Origin of the sequence: Allopusillimonas soli, assembly GCF_004153445.1 — a bacterium.
In the GTDB taxonomy this organism is placed as follows: domain Bacteria; phylum Pseudomonadota; class Gammaproteobacteria; order Burkholderiales; family Burkholderiaceae_B; genus Allopusillimonas; species Allopusillimonas soli.
Map to the genome: position 1 here is coordinate 351217 of NZ_SDQC01000003.1, position 14100 is coordinate 365316.

The window sequence follows — 14100 nt, forward strand, 5'->3', positions numbered from 1 at the left end:
AACCTCACAGGCCCTGGCCGCCCGACACTTCGATGCGTTGGGCGGTTACCCATCTGTTGCCGTCCGACAGCAGGCTCGCAATCATCGGGCCGATGTCATCCGGCACGCCAACCCGGCCAAGCGCCGTCAAGCCCGCAAGCTGTTCATTCACCTTGGGATTGTCGCGCACCATGCCGCCGCCGAAATCTGTTTCAATCGCACCCGGCGCCACCGTGTTCACCGCAATGCGGCGTGCGCCCAGCTCCTTGGCGAGGTATCGGGTAAGCACCTCGATGGCCCCTTTTGCTGAGGCATAGGCCGCGTAGCCTGGATAAGTCATTCTTGTCAGCCCCGATGACAGATTGACGATGCGCCCTCCGTCGGCGATAAGCGGCAGGAGCGCCTGCGTCAGGAAAAACACGCCCTTGACGTGCACATTGATCAGCCTGTCGAACTGCGCCTCCGAGGTTTCGGCGAACGGCGCGGTCTCGCCATGGCCCGCATTGTTCACAAGATGATCGAATGTTTCACGCGCCCAGGTGTCGCGCAGCGCCGCGCGCAGGCGATCCGCAAAAGGCGCAAAGGCGGATATATCTCCGCTATCGAGCTGGAAGGCCATTGCCTTGCGACCCATGGCTTCGATCTCGGCCACGACCGCTTCGGCATCCTCCTCTCTGCTCCGATAGGTGATAATGACATCGCTTCTCTGGCGAGCGGCATGGATTGCCGTGTTGCGGCCCAGACCGCGACTGGCGCCTGTAACAAGCGTAATGGTTGTCATGCGAGACTCCTATGTGGATACCGGCAAAGTATGAAGCCGGCAGGCGACGCGCTGTTGCCGAAAGCTCGGACTTCCTTGCCTGATCCTCCGGATACGCTGCGCACGGCCTCCTGTTGGAGTAGCCTTGTCAACATGACCGATCTATACACACTCGTTCTCCGCCATGCGGCACCGCTTGTGAACAGCGCAGGACTGGCGCATTTCGCAATGCCCGGCATCATGGGCGTCATGGCCACCGCCCCCAGTGGGCTGGAGCACGATATTTCACGCCCGCTGGTCTGCCTGGTTCTTCAGGGCGCCAAGCGCGTCACAGTCGGTGCGCGCACATTCAGGTTCTCCGCAGGGGATTCGCTTCTGATCACCGCCGACATGCCCATGGCAAGTCAGATCACCGAGGCAAGCGCCGTCTCGCCCTACCTCTCGCTGGTGGTAGAACTCGATGCAACCCTCATTGCGGAACTCGTCATGCAAATGGAAGCGGAGCCTGCCAGCGTGCGGGCGCAGGCGCCAGCCCGGGTGCAGCCTACCGAGACCGAAGTGGCCGATGCCGCCCTGCGTCTGATGCGCTTGCTCGATCATCCGGAAGCAATAGCCATTCTGCATCAGCAGCGCCTGCGGGAATTCCATTACTGGCTGTTGGCTGGAGCGCTTGGGCCGGCCATCCGCCATCTTGGCTGGCCAGGCGGCCCCGCGCAGCGCGTGGCCCGAGCCGTGTCGCTGCTGCGCAATAATTTTGCGCAGCAGTTGCCCATTGAACAACTGGCCGCCGCTGCCGCCATGAGCCCATCAAGCTTTCACCAGCACTTCAAGGCGGTAACCTCGCTGTCGCCGCTGCAGTTTCAAAAGCAGTTGCGTCTGATCGAGGCGAGGCGCCTGATGCTGTCCGAAGGCATGAACGCCAGCAACGCAGCCTTTCGAGTAGGCTACGAAAGTGTGCCGCAGTTCACGCGGGAATACCGGCGCATGTTTGGGCTGCCGCCCGCACAGGAAACCGGCATGACAAAAAACCGAGTACGCCTGACCGCCTGATGTCAACTTACGCGAAACCATCTTTGCGCCACCACAGCAAGGCCCTGCGCCAGCCGTGAAAGTCTATTCCGCAGCGAGCTTGTCCTGCGTCCGCGTATCGAAGTCGCTTGCGTCGTGGCGTTCGTGCAGTTGCATGGCCGGATCGCCCGAGATGCGATTCACCATGCGCCCGCGCACCACCGCAGGCCGCGCAAGAATGCTGTCGGCCCACCGCTGGATATGCGCATAGTCCTGTACGGAAAGAAACTCGGCCGCACCGTACTGCCATCCCTTGACCAGCCCGCCATACCAGGGAAACACGGCCATATCGGCAATCGTGTAGTCGGCTCCGCTCAGAAATTCGTTCTCCGCCAGGTGGCGATCCAGCACATCCAACTGCCGTTTTACCTCCATTGCATAGCGATCGATGGCGTATTCGATCTTGACCGGCGCATAAGCATAAAAATGCCCGAAACCGCCGCCCAGATACGGTGCGCTTCCCATCTGCCAGAACAGCCAGGACATGCACTCGGCACGCTCAGGCTGTGTGGCGGGCAGGAAAGCACTGAACTTCTCGGCCAGGTACATCAGAATTGAGCCGGATTCGAACACCCTGACTGGCTCCGGGCCCGAGCGGTCCATCAGGGCGGGAATCTTGGAGTTCGGGTTGACCTCGACAAATCCGCTGCTGAATTGATCCCCTTCACCGATGCGGATCAGCCACGCATCGTACTCCGCGCCGGCATGCCCCAGCGCCAGCAACTCCTCGAGCATGATGGTCACTTTCTGGCCATTCGGCGTGGCCAGCGAATAAAGCTGCAATGGATGCCGGCCAACCGGTAGCGCCTTGTCGTGTGTAGCGCCCGCCACCGGCCTGTTAATGCTCTCGAATCTGCCTCCGCTAGGCTTGTTCCAAACCCAAACCTGGGGCGGAACGTATTCAGGGGACTCTGCCATGCTGCCTCTCCATAAGAAAATAGCCTTCGCCAAGCGGATGCAAGCCACTTGGCGGCGTATGTCGCGATATTTTGATCTTACAACGCCATCTGCGGCACCACGATCACGCATTGCAACCTTGACACAAAATACCATCGCCATTAATATTTACACCGTAAACATTAATTTGGCTGAAAGCGGCACAATCCTCCCACGGCAAGCTACACAGCACGCATGTCAGAATCCCCACCCAACCGTCGCTCCGCTGCGCGTGGCCGTTATCATCACGGCGACCTTCGCGCCACGCTACTCGCAGCAGCGGGTGCCTGGATCGCAGCACATGGGGCCGCCACATTTAGCCTGCGCGAACTGTCACGATCCCTTGGCGTCAGCCACATGGCCGCCTATCGCCATTTTCCCGACCGCGACAGCCTGCTGGCGGAGGTCGCGGCGGACGGATTCCGGCGCCTGTCCGCTGCCATCGCCGCCCGCAGCCGGCCGATGAAGGATCCCGCCTCCCGGCTGCGGGCCGCCGGCCAGGCTTATGTGGATTTCGGCCGCAAGGAAACGCATCTGTTGTCCCTGATGTTCGACGCACCCGTGGGCCCATGGACAGGCGACGCCGCGGGCCCTCAGCTGGCCACCGACACCGGGCCTGAAGGCTCACCGTCGGCTGCGGCCGTTCGGCTGAAGCAGGCGGCCCTGGAAGCCTATGCCTCGCTCGAGGCCATCGTGAACGACGGCGTCAGCCAGGGCCGATTCGACGCGCAATCTCCCTCCACGCTGACGCTTGGCGCATGGGCAGTGGTACATGGGCTGGCGATGCTGGGCGACTCCGGCCGCATTGCCGGCGGCATATCCAATGCCCAGGTTGATGGCGTACTGGACTATTGGCTGGCCGGCATTCGCAAATCCCCCTCATGCAGGAGTAAGAAATGACACTGCTTATCATCGGCTGTCTGTTGTTCTTCAGCGTGCATTCGCTGTCCATAGTCTGTCCCGCCGTGCGCAGACAGACCATTGCCCGCCTAGGCGAAAGGCCCTGGAAACTCGGCTACTCAGTGATTGCAGGCATCGGGCTCGTCTTGATCATCGTTGGTTACGGGCAGGCGAGGCTGACACCGGCGACGGTCTATTTTCCTTCGGAGGCCAGTCGGCATATCACCATGCTCCTGATGCTGCCTGTGTTTCCCCTCATCATGGCCTCGCATATGCCGGGCCGTATCCAGCGCATTGTGCGGCACCCCATGTTATGGGCAACCGTGTTGTGGGCGGGCGCACACCTGCTGGCCAACGGCACACGCGCCGACGTTGTACTTTTTGCCTGTTTTGGCGTCTGGGCGCTTGCCGACTTGCTCTCGTACAATTGGCGCACCGCAAGGCCCATACACCAGGCGCCGCCCCGACGCAGCAACGATCTCATTGCGGTGGCAGGCGGGCTAGCAATCTATGCCGTCTTCCTGCTGTTTCTGCACCGCTGGCTCATTGGCGTGCCTATCATCGCATTCTGATAGGCGTCCCGATTATTTCCACTCCCCTATAATCGGGCTGTGCAAAACAACAAGATCGCAGTTGCAATGTCCGCAAGCCATCCCGAGCCCCAGGCTGTCTTCAGACCTGTCACTCGCAGTGCCATATTCATCGTTGCGGTCGTAGAGTCAGGTGATGACAATGCCGAAGCCGTTCGCGCCCTGTGCGCGGACATTGCCGCCCTCGTCCGCTCGGTCGGCAAGCGCATTCCCGCCGGAAATCTGTCCTGTGTCTGCGGCTTCGCCTCCGACGCCTGGGATCGGCGCCGCCCGCTCTACAAAGATGCGCTCGCGGCATGGTCCCGCCCAATCCGTCGTGCGGTGACTGTCTTGACAAGGCTTCCGGCAAAATCGCGCGCGACGCGGCCAAGCTCCGCCCCCGCCCTGCCAATGGCATAGAAATCCACGCCATCGCGCTCCGATTGGATGGGGTTTACACGGACGGCATAACGCCGGCAGACCGGCCTGACAAAATCAGGGGCAATGAAATGGCCTCGTCCAATCTCCACCATGGCGATACAACTTTCGATATTGCGCAATCTGATGCAAGAGTCCATATCCGCAGCGAGATTATGAGCGGCCAATAATCTTGCATCGATCCATTGCTGAAAGGGATTGTCCTGAGGCAGCCGGATCAACCGGTCTGCCGGCACGGCGCGCAGATCCATGGCGGCGCGCGGCCCGCCAGCGAATTGGGGTGAAGGCTTCCATCCGGCAGGCGAGATCAGCATCAGCGACGACGAAAACAAACGGTACTGCCTGATGCCGCTTACAGGGCGAAAGAAGATGCCCAGCCCTATATCGGCATTGCCGCTTTCCACTTCCGGAAGCACCTCGCTCCTGGAAACGTCCAGCAGTTCGATACAGTCCTCGGGATAATGCGCAAGATGACGCTTCAGCACCAGCGGCAGCATGCCCGTGGCCACGCTAGGGCTGGCCGCCACGCGCAATAGCCGCCGCTGGCCGGCACGTTCGCTTTCAAACTCGCGCCTTGCAGCCTCCAAGCCTTGATCGACCTGCCGGGCCTGAGGCAGAAACCGCCGTCCTTCCGCAGTGAGCGTTACGCGGCGTGTTGTGCGTTCGAACAGGCGGATGCCCAACTGGCTCTCCAGTTCCCTGACCAGCGCGCTCAGGCCCGCTTGCGTGATGTGCATGCGCTCCGCCGCCTTGGTGAAGCTGCCGTGCTGGCTTACCAATACAAAGGCATGCAGCTGGCGGGTATTTATATTCACAATAAATTATTTTTAATTAATAAATTATTAAATATAAATAGTAATGCATTTTCTGATGTAATGAGAGCAGCTTCAACGACAACCACCATCTCAGGAGACACGCGCCACGCCCTCTGGCGAAGCGCCTGGACAATCATGAATCTACGTACTTTCCTAGCCGGCTTTTCCACCGCCGCCGCTTTGCTGGCGATGCTGCCGAACGCGGCGGCCGCCTACCCCGACAAACCCGTCACCATTGTCGTGCCCTATTCCCCCGGAGGCGCGACCGACTCCACGGCGCGCATCATGGCGCAGGCCCTGCAGGAAGAAACCAATGTCTCCTTTGTCGTGGAGAATGTGCCTGGCGCGGGCACGACGATAGGGGCAGGCAAAGTGGCAAAGGCCCCCTCAGACGGATATACGCTCCTGTTTGGCGGCCTGAGTGCCAATGTCCTCGCTCCTCAGATATATCGCGATATCTCCAGCTTTAATCCCGTTGATGCCTTTGACCCGGTTGCGGGCGTTGCCTCTCAGCCGCTGATACTCGTGGTCAATAGCGCATCCAAGTACCAGACCCTGGACCAACTCCTGCAAGACGCGCGCCAACATCCGGGGGCGCTGAATTTCGGCAGCCCCGGCCAAGGGAGCGCACCTCATCTCATTTCCGAATTGTTCCTGGCCGAAGCAGGCATTGAGGCCACCCATGTGCCATTCAAGGGCGCGGCGCCCGCCATTGCCGCGCTGATAGGCGGCAATATCGATTTTCTGCTCGACACGCCCACTGCGCCCGTATCGCAGATAAAAGCAGGCCGGCTGCGCGCGCTGGGCGTTACAACGCAGGAAAAAATTGACTCGCTTCCAGATGTTCCCACCATGGACAGCCAAGGCGTCACGGGGTTTGAAGCCAGCACCTGGTTTGCATTCTTTGCCCCCAAAGGCACGGATCCGGAGATTCTCGGCACACTCAATGGCTGGGTAAATCATGCCCTGCAGAACCCCAAGGTACAGGCGCTGATGAAAAGCGCCTACCTGACGGCCATGCCCGGTAGCCAGGATGACCTCCAGCGTCTCGCTGAACGCGAACGGGAAAGATGGGCCGCAATCATCAAGGCCAAAGACCTCCAAAGAAAGTGATGTGCATCCATCCGGCGGCGGCTGGACCAAACCCGAAGGCAAGCGATGCTTCGTGAAGACGTGTCGCAGTTCAATGAACAGAATATTGGCAACAAGCAGGACAGAATCGTGCGGAACAAGAAAATATTGATCAGTGGTGCGGGAATAGGCGGCCTGACAGCTGCATTGGCCCTGCTCAAACGTGGTTTCAAGGTGCAGGTGCTGGAGCAGGCAAGCCAATTGGCCGAGGTGGGAGCGGGGCTGCAACTCGGGCCCAACGCAGTGCGCGCACTGTTCAAGCTAGGGCTGGAGGCCTCTTTGAGGGCTGTCGCGGTGGAGCCTAGCGGCAAGGAAATACGCCTCTGGAACACAGGCCAGACATGGAAGCTGTTTGATCTGGGCGCAGATTGCGTGGCCCGTTACGGCTACCCTTACTTCATGATCTACAGGCCCGATCTGCACGGCATTCTTTACCGGGCAGTCCAGGAGTCCGACCACGATGCGGTACTGCTGGACTGCAAGGTCGCCAACGTGTCGGAAACCGCCGACGGTGTCCGGGTAACGACCGACGATGGGCGCGTTTTCGAGGGAGATGCCGTCATCGGCGCTGATGGCGTGCATTCTCTCATTCGCGCTGCGCACTTTGGCCAGGACAGGCCCGAGTTTTCCGGATGCATGGCCTGGCGCGGCGTCGTGCCGACAGATGCGCTTGCGGCAAGCCTGCGCCGCAACACTGGCGTGAACTGGGTGGGCCCGGGAGGACATGTGATCAACTACCCGCTGCATCGCGGTGAGCTGATGAACTTTGTCGGGATCCTGGAGCGCAGCGATTGGCAGGTGGAGTCCTGGACGACGCAAGGCACCCGCGAAGAATGCCATCGCGACTTCGCGGGCTGGCATGACGATATCCACACCATGATCGACCATATCGATGTTCCTTTCAAATGGGCACTCATGGGGCGCCGTCCTCTCGACCGCTGGACCAAGGGCCGCATTGCGCTGATGGGAGACGCTGCCCATCCCACCTTGCCGTTTCTCGCCCAAGGCGCAGGCATGGCCATCGAAGACGGTTTTGTGCTGTCCGAAGCGCTCGCCTGTCAATCAGGCGTTGCAACAGCACTCAAAACCTACGAGGCTGTCCGAATCGAGCGCTGTACGCGCATTGTGGAAAAATCCATTGAGAACGGGCGGCGGTTTCATAATCCCGAGCTGGCCCATGCCCAGGGCGCAGCCGCATACGTGAGCAGGGAATGGGCGCCCGAAAGGGTGGAACAGCGGTACGGCTGGCTGTTCAGCTACAAGGTGGATGACGCCATCGAAGCGTCTGCAGCATAAGGAATGCGAGCCCCGCCTGCGCCTTGACGAAGCTGCGGCGATCAATCGCAGCAAACGACAAGCACGCGCGCCGGCCGGCGGCTCAAGGACAAGTACACATGGCCTACACCGCTGTCGAAATATGCGGTTTCGTGGCGCGCGAGCACTATGCTCTCCCCCGATTCAAATGAGATCCGCAGCTTGCCTGACAGCACAATGGCGAACTCCTGCCCCGGATGTCTGATGTAGTCGTCAAACTCGGAGACATCGCGTGCATCGATACGCGCCACCATGGGCTTCATTCGTTTCGCCGGGTACTCGCCGAATATCAGGCTGAAGTCGTAGGTGCCTGTGACATAGTGCTGTACATCGTCCAGGCTGTCCTTCAGCGCGACCGGACGCGGCTGTTCCGCGCCTCCCCTGTCGCGTACAAAAAGCCACGTCATATCGACGTCCAAAGCCTGGGCCAGCCTGGCAAATTTCGCATAGCTCAGCGCCGTCTGGCCCAACTCAGCCTTCGAGAGCGTCGAAACCGCCAAGCCGGTCGCCGCCGACACCTGCCTCAGCGTCATGTGGCGCGCCTTGCGCAGACGGCGCAAGCGAGCGCCGACCTCGCCGTTTCCGGCCAACTCGTCCTTGTCCGCCGATACATTGCCCATGCAAGTACCTTCAGGCTTGCTGCGCCGACGCGGTGCGCATGCGGAACCAGCCAACCAGGACGCAAGCCATCAGCACAAAGCCGAGGTACCCGAAGAATGGATACACAGTGCCGACCAGCTTGATGAAGCCAACCAGGCTGCCGAGGAAGGCCAGAACACCCGCCGCGATGGTGCCCCAACGAAAACGCGCTGAACCGGGTTCGAGCAGCCGGGCCGAGAAAGAGTACAGTACGCCGACCGCCGTATTCAGAATCATGCCGAATATGACAATGCCCATCACTATGCCAATGAAGGGAGACAGCTGCGAAGCAATGAGCAGCATGGGCATGGCAACCCCGCCAAGCTCGTCTGCCCGCGCCAACATGCCACCCGAGATCAGTAGCATCAATATGCCCAGCAGCACGCCGCCGAGAATGCCTCCCCACAATGCCGTTTTCCGGTCGATCGCCTGGCCGCCCATAATGACCAGGAAAGGGGCGCCCGCAACAATGTTGTAGGACACATACAGCAGGGCGGCAATGAACCAATTGGCAGCCCCGTGAGGCTGGGCCTGTGCGGCAGCCTGCAGCGATGTCATATCGGTATCCCGGCTGGCAATGGCAAAGCTTGCGACAATCACGACCATCAGCACCAGCAATGGCGTGACGGAGCCGATGAAGCTGATCACCTTCCTGACATCCATGCAGACTATGAGTATCGTCAAGGCTGTCACCGCGGCGCTGCCCCACAGCTGGGGAATCCCGGCCAACTGCTCAAGCAGCGCCCCCGCGCCTGCCAGCATCACCACAGCAATGGCAAACATGAAGAATGTGATCATGACGTCCACACATAGGCCGAGATATCTGCCGCATATGGCGTAGATCACGCCCTTGTGCGACAAAGAGGCCTGTTGCTGGCCCAGTGTGGATAGCGCCATGGCCAGAAAAATGAACAACGCGCCGCTGATGATCGCCCCCACCAGCCCGATTGCGCCGAAGCTGGTGAAGAACTGCATGATTTCCTGGCCCGAGGCAAAGCCTGCCCCGACAACCACCCCGACAAACGCCACCGATATCTTCAACGCTTCCTTGAAATTGACCATACCCCCTCCCGTTCTGATTTGATGGGCCTGCGCCTTTTCTTGCGCACAACGCCTGGGCCCGATAAAAATACCGCCCTAGCGCCTCCTGGACGCGCCAAAGCGCGCCGGATCGACCACTGCCGCGGACACACCGTGATCCGTCAGCGAGGCCGGCACGGCGTCGTCCAACAACAGGCTGGATGCCAGCTCCGACGCGCCAGCCGCCGTCTGTATGCCATAGCCCCCTTGTCCCGCGAGCCAGAAGAAGCCCGCCACTTGGCCATCCCAGCCAATGACGAATTCGTGGTCCGGCGCGAAAGAACGCAAGCCCGCCCATATATGGCTCGGACGGCGAATGCGCAGCGTCGTGGCCTCTTCGATGCGATAAATCCCCGTGGCGATATCAAGCTCCTCGGGCATGACATCGTGGGGATCGACGGGGTCGGCATTCGCGGGCGAACCGAGCAGAACGCCCGCATCCGGCTTGAAGTAATAGCGCTCATCCACCCCAAGCACGGTGGGCCAGTGCGAAAAGTCCACACCCTCGGGGCCTGCGAAAAGAAAAGCCGAACGGCGCATCGGCTGAATGCCGAGCGGCGAGGCGCCGCACAGCATGGCCACGGCATCGGCCCACGCACCGGCTGCATTGACGACGGCCCGCGCCACCACGCTCCGGCCTTCGGTCGTTTTCAGCGTCCAGACGTTTCCACTCCGGACTGCCGATTCCAGTTGGGCATTACACAGCAGCGATGAGCCGTGATTGCGCATCCCGCGCAGAAATCCCTGGTGCAGTTCATGGACATCCATATCGCTGGCCACCGGATCATGGATGCCGCCAATCAGGCCATCACGACGAATGCAAGAAACTTTCTCGATCACTTCATCAGCCGACAGCCGCGCCACATCGAGATGCTGGGCTTGATAGGCCTTATATGCCGCATTGAGCATCTCTTCCTGACCAGTGCGGCCAATATAGAGGACGCCACGCGGCGCAAGAATAGGATGCGCCGCAAAGCCCGTCGGCGGCTGCTGGAAGAATGCACGGCTCGCGCGAGTCAGCGCGCGGGTATGAGCGGTGCCATAGGTTTCCATGAACATGGCGGCGGATCGACCGGTGGAATGATAGCCGGGCTGCGGCTCCCGCTCCAGAACAGCAACCGATGCGCCGCGCAGGCCAAGGCGGAAAGCAAGTGAAGCGCCGGCCATGCCTGCGCCCACAATCGCGTAGTCGAATACCTGTGCCTCTTCCATGCCTCCGCCTTAAAATTCTCATATTCGAGAATCAGCATAATCCGGATTCGCCGCCGCGAACAGCCCCGTTACATATTCGGCAACCGGCCGGCCCCGCCAAGGGCCGGCTTTTGCCTGGCATGCCATGCAGCAGACCATGACGTGGTAGGCCCGGCTTATAAAAGCGTCGCCGAACATGGCCAGGACAAGCATGGTGCTGTAGCGGAAGTCGCCCAGCCTATTCGCGAAGGAGGAAGCGGCTGATGGGGCGCCACGCCCATGTCGCCGTTCAGCAGTTTGAGCGATGCCCGGGCGCGGGCGCCGGCGGAATGGGTGCTGGGCCGCTGGCGGAACTCGGCGTGCGCAGACAGGCCAACCCGGAAGACATGTATTGCAGCATGCGGTTGGCAGCCATCGACAGCTTGCGGCCGGTGCGGCTTATCAGATGCACCTGCGCCGCCTGCAGTATGGGCTGGCTGACCGGAATGGAATAGAGCCGGCCGCTCTGCAGCTCTCCAAATGCGACAAAGTCAGGGAGAAAAGTAATGCCTAAGCCTTGAAGTACGAACTGACGCAGGCCATAGAACGAGTTGGTGGTCAGCTTGGGTGCCATGCGCAGATGCTCGGTCTGTTCCACTACATGCAGAAGTTGTCGCATGCCATATGTATCGTGGTTTAGTGCTACTGGATATGCCAGGAACTCCTTGAAGGCAATCGGGAACGGGCGGCCCAGCAAAGGGAAACCTGGCCCGACAATGGCATTGACCGGCTGGCGACTGAATGCGCGCGTCACGATCTTGGCATCGGGCGCGGGATTGAAAACGAGTCCGATATCGGACTCGTCCTCGCCAACTCGCCGCATGACCTCGTTTGTGCCACCCACATCGAGTACGACCGATATGCCAGGAAACTCCAATGCAAACCGGCGCAACGGACCTGTGGTCAAGTCCGCGATGAAGCCTTCGCCCAAGGCGATACGCACAGTGCCGCGATGCAGCCCTCGCATTTCCTGCAACTGGGCCAGCAAATCTTTCTTATGAGCCAACTGTTCCCTGAAATAGCTCAGCACCAGCAGGCCAGCCTCCGTGGCCTTTATGCCTCGCGTATGCCGTTCGATCAGCGGCAATGCAAGCTCCTGTTCGAGCAGTGCAATCTGCCGGCTGACTGCGGAAGGTGCGACATTCAGCGCATCGGCTGCGGCACGCATGGTGCCGCGCTGAATGGCTTCATAAAAGTAGATAAGCCGGGTTTCCTGAATGTCTTCAAGCATTGTGCGGACTCCGCGCCGCTGGCCGGTTTAAGGCTCAGCTGCGTTTCCATAGGGAAAAAGATTAGTGTGACAGACAACTCGCCACGTGTTGCCGAAATTAGAACCAATGCATCCATTCAATGTTATTGGCACATTGACCATACCCATGCATCATTATCCATCGACGTGCGGCCGCGCCGCGCAATCATAAGAAACAAGCCGCAAGGCATGGAGGCAACGACATGAAGGAAGCGCTTCTGCGCAATATGATCGCACGTGTTTGCTGTGGAAGCATGTCACGCCGAACATTCATACGGAAAGTTGGTGCACTGGGTCTGGCCGCGCCAGTGGCAAGCCAGCTGCTTTCATGGCACGGCATTTCCATGGCTGCGCCCGCTCCCGCACCCGACGCGAATGCTGTTCGTGGCGGAACCTTGAGAATGCTGTTCTGGCAAGGTCCCACATTGCTAAACCCTCACTTTGCAATCGGCACCAAGGATCAGGAAGGATCCCGCGTATTCTATGAGCCGCTGGCTGGATGGGACCCCGAAGGAAACTTGTTTCCCATTCTCGCTGCCGAAATCCCGTCCCTGGAGAATGGCGGCGTATCGCCTGATGCGACTTCGGTTACCTGGAAGCTCAAGCCCGGCGTAAAGTGGCATGATGGAAAGCCTTTCACGGCTGACGACGTGGTCTTCAACTGGCAATACGCCACAGACCCGGCCTCGGCCACCATCACGATAGGATCCTACAAAGACGCAACGGTGGAGAAGGTGGACGATCTGACTGTGCGCGTCTCATTCAGCAAGCCCACCCCATTCTGGGCAGACGCTTTTGTCGGCGTCGTGGGCATGATTATTCCCAAACATCTATTCGCACCGTACATAGGCGCAAAATCGCGCGAGGCTCCCGCCAACCTGAAACCCGTGGGCACAGGTCCATACCGGCTTGTCGAGTTTCGGCCGGCGGATATTGTGCGAGCCGAGCGCAATCCAGACTATCACATACCAGACAGGCCCTACTTCGACGCAGTGGAAATCAAGGGCGGTGGCGATGCCGTGTCGGCGGCCCGGGCCGTGCTGCAGACCGGCGAGTACGACTATGCCTGGAACACGCTTGTGGAAGACACGCTGCTAAAGCGCATGGAAGCCGGAGGCCAAGGCGAACTCGTCGTGACATTTGGTGGCAATCTTGAGTTCATCCAACTCAACCCCACCGATCCGCGCAAGGAAGTGGATGGGGAGCGATCCAGCATCAAGACTACGCATCCTTTGTTCAACGATCCCGCGGTACGTGAGGCAATGAGCCTACTTATCGACCGGAATGCCATACAACAGCATATTTACGGCCGACTGGGACGCGCCACGCGCAACTTCATCAATGCGCCCGCCCGTTATGTATCCAAGAACATGAAGTTCGAATACAACCTCGAACAGGCCAACGCCATCCTCGACAAGGCCGGCTGGGAGAAAGGCGCCGACGGCGTGCGCACAAAGAATGGAAAAAGGCTGTCGCTGTTGTTCCAAACGTCCATCAACGCACCGAGACAAAAAACCCAGGCCATTATCAAGCAGGCCTGTCGGGGTGCCGGCATAGAGATGGAGCTCAAATCCATCAATGCCTCCGTCTATTTCTCCGCGGACCTGGCCAATCCCGAAAGCAACACCAAGTTCTATGCCGACATGCAGATGTATACGCAATCCATGACGGAACCCGATCCCCAGAAGTTCATGACGCAGTTTGTTTCATGGGAAGTTGCCTGCAAGGCCAATGGTTGGCAAGGCCGAAACGTGCTGCGCTGGCGCAATGATGAGTTCGATGCCTTGTTCAAGGAGGCCGCTCGGGAAACGGATCCGACCAAGCGGGCCGCCATCTACATCAGGATGAATGACCTCGTGGTGGGCGACAACAACCTGCAGCCCCTTCTTCACCGCGCCTCCGTCGCAGCACGCAGCAAGAAGCTGAAGACCTACCTGAGCGGCTGGGACAGCACGCTGTGGCGGCTGCGCGATTGGCATCACACTGCCTGAC

13 protein-coding genes and 1 pseudogene are annotated in these 14100 nt (G+C 59.9%); 7 read left to right on the forward strand and 7 right to left on the reverse strand.

Annotated features, from left to right (window positions below; all coding sequences use genetic code 11):
• Window positions 1-4: 4 nt before the first annotated feature.
• Window positions 5-760: an SDR family NAD(P)-dependent oxidoreductase gene (locus ERD78_RS11475; protein WP_129969430.1), complete on the reverse strand. Its 756-nt coding sequence runs from the start codon at window positions 758-760 to the stop codon at window positions 5-7.
• A 132-nt stretch (window positions 761-892) separates the two neighbouring features.
• Between ERD78_RS11475 and ERD78_RS11480 the strand changes: the two genes are divergently transcribed.
• The gene (locus tag ERD78_RS11480; RefSeq protein ID WP_129969431.1) at window positions 893-1789 is read left to right on the forward strand and encodes an AraC family transcriptional regulator; all 897 of its coding nucleotides are present in this window, start codon (window positions 893-895) and stop codon (window positions 1787-1789) included.
• 63 nt (window positions 1790-1852) lie between these two features.
• Here the strand turns inward: ERD78_RS11480 and yghU are convergent, their stop codons facing one another.
• Window positions 1853-2725 carry a glutathione-dependent disulfide-bond oxidoreductase gene (gene yghU, locus ERD78_RS11485; RefSeq protein ID WP_129969432.1) on the reverse strand — a complete coding sequence of 291 codons (873 nt, stop codon included), beginning with the start codon at window positions 2723-2725 and terminating at the stop codon, window positions 1853-1855.
• A gap of 213 nt (window positions 2726-2938) precedes the next feature.
• Here yghU and ERD78_RS11490 point away from each other — a divergent pair, with 213 nt between their 5' ends.
• The 3 genes and pseudogenes from ERD78_RS11490 to ERD78_RS11500 form a co-directional block, all read left to right on the forward strand.
• Entirely contained in the window at window positions 2939-3643 is a 705-nt protein-coding gene (locus tag ERD78_RS11490; protein WP_129969433.1) for a TetR/AcrR family transcriptional regulator, read from the forward strand.
• Window positions 3640-4215 (forward strand): NnrU family protein, encoded by a 576-nt coding sequence (locus ERD78_RS11495; RefSeq protein WP_129969434.1) that lies wholly within the window; start codon window positions 3640-3642, stop codon window positions 4213-4215. Before ERD78_RS11490 ends, ERD78_RS11495 begins: the two co-directional genes overlap by 4 nt.
• A gap of 66 nt (window positions 4216-4281) precedes the next feature.
• Window positions 4282-4494: pseudogene (locus ERD78_RS11500) on the forward strand (Dyp-type peroxidase domain-containing protein); the annotation flags it as partial.
• Between the two features lie 14 nt (window positions 4495-4508).
• Here the strand turns inward: ERD78_RS11500 and ERD78_RS11505 are convergent.
• A complete protein-coding gene (locus ERD78_RS11505) occupies window positions 4509-5465 on the reverse strand; it encodes a LysR family transcriptional regulator (protein ID WP_129969435.1) in 957 nt (318 codons plus the stop codon).
• Between the two features lie 135 nt (window positions 5466-5600).
• Between ERD78_RS11505 and ERD78_RS11510 the strand changes: the two genes are divergently transcribed.
• Window positions 5601-6578 carry a Bug family tripartite tricarboxylate transporter substrate binding protein gene (locus ERD78_RS11510; RefSeq protein WP_167668916.1) on the forward strand — a complete coding sequence of 326 codons (978 nt, stop codon included), beginning with the start codon at window positions 5601-5603 and terminating at the stop codon, window positions 6576-6578.
• A gap of 45 nt (window positions 6579-6623) precedes the next feature.
• Window positions 6624-7892, forward strand: coding sequence for an FAD-dependent monooxygenase (locus ERD78_RS11515; protein ID WP_129969437.1), 1269 nt, complete (start codon window positions 6624-6626; stop codon window positions 7890-7892).
• A 41-nt stretch (window positions 7893-7933) separates the two neighbouring features.
• Here the strand turns inward: ERD78_RS11515 and ERD78_RS11520 are convergent, their stop codons facing one another.
• From ERD78_RS11520 to ERD78_RS11535, 4 genes are all read right to left on the reverse strand, one after another.
• Window positions 7934-8530: a helix-turn-helix domain-containing protein gene (locus ERD78_RS11520; RefSeq protein ID WP_129969438.1), complete on the reverse strand. Its 597-nt coding sequence runs from the start codon at window positions 8528-8530 to the stop codon at window positions 7934-7936.
• A gap of 10 nt (window positions 8531-8540) precedes the next feature.
• Complete coding sequence (locus tag ERD78_RS11525; protein ID WP_129969439.1) at window positions 8541-9611, reverse strand: YkvI family membrane protein; 1071 nt, start codon at window positions 9609-9611, stop codon at window positions 8541-8543.
• Window positions 9612-9686: 75 nt separating this feature from the next.
• Window positions 9687-10841, reverse strand: a complete 1155-nt coding sequence (locus ERD78_RS11530; protein WP_129969440.1) for an NAD(P)/FAD-dependent oxidoreductase — start codon at window positions 10839-10841, stop codon at window positions 9687-9689.
• Window positions 10842-11109: 268 nt separating this feature from the next.
• Window positions 11110-12090: a LysR family transcriptional regulator gene (locus tag ERD78_RS11535; protein ID WP_129969441.1), complete on the reverse strand. Its 981-nt coding sequence runs from the start codon at window positions 12088-12090 to the stop codon at window positions 11110-11112.
• Between the two features lie 272 nt (window positions 12091-12362).
• Here ERD78_RS11535 and ERD78_RS11540 point away from each other — a divergent pair, with 272 nt between their 5' ends.
• On the forward strand, window positions 12363-14099 hold the full coding sequence (locus ERD78_RS11540) for a peptide ABC transporter substrate-binding protein (RefSeq protein WP_209019976.1): 1737 nt from the start codon (window positions 12363-12365) through the stop codon (window positions 14097-14099).
• Window position 14100: the final 1 nt, after the last annotated feature.

Coding starts and splice junctions, on each gene's coding strand:
- ERD78_RS11475 (WP_129969430.1), bottom strand. CDS start 760: ATGACAACCATTACGCTTGTTACAGGCGCCAGTCGCGGTCTGGGCCGC.
- ERD78_RS11480 (WP_129969431.1), top strand. CDS start 893: ATGACCGATCTATACACACTCGTTCTCCGCCATGCGGCACCGCTTGTG.
- yghU (WP_129969432.1), bottom strand. CDS start 2,725: ATGGCAGAGTCCCCTGAATACGTTCCGCCCCAGGTTTGGGTTTGGAAC.
- ERD78_RS11490 (WP_129969433.1), top strand. CDS start 2,939: ATGTCAGAATCCCCACCCAACCGTCGCTCCGCTGCGCGTGGCCGTTAT.
- ERD78_RS11495 (WP_129969434.1), top strand. CDS start 3,640: ATGACACTGCTTATCATCGGCTGTCTGTTGTTCTTCAGCGTGCATTCG.
- ERD78_RS11510 (WP_167668916.1), top strand. CDS start 5,601: ATGAATCTACGTACTTTCCTAGCCGGCTTTTCCACCGCCGCCGCTTTG.
- ERD78_RS11515 (WP_129969437.1), top strand. CDS start 6,624: ATGCTTCGTGAAGACGTGTCGCAGTTCAATGAACAGAATATTGGCAAC.
- ERD78_RS11520 (WP_129969438.1), bottom strand. CDS start 8,530: ATGGGCAATGTATCGGCGGACAAGGACGAGTTGGCCGGAAACGGCGAG.
- ERD78_RS11525 (WP_129969439.1), bottom strand. CDS start 9,611: ATGGTCAATTTCAAGGAAGCGTTGAAGATATCGGTGGCGTTTGTCGGG.
- ERD78_RS11530 (WP_129969440.1), bottom strand. CDS start 10,841: ATGGAAGAGGCACAGGTATTCGACTACGCGATTGTGGGCGCAGGCATG.
- ERD78_RS11535 (WP_129969441.1), bottom strand. CDS start 12,090: ATGCTTGAAGACATTCAGGAAACCCGGCTTATCTACTTTTATGAAGCC.
- ERD78_RS11540 (WP_209019976.1), top strand. CDS start 12,363: ATGTCACGCCGAACATTCATACGGAAAGTTGGTGCACTGGGTCTGGCC.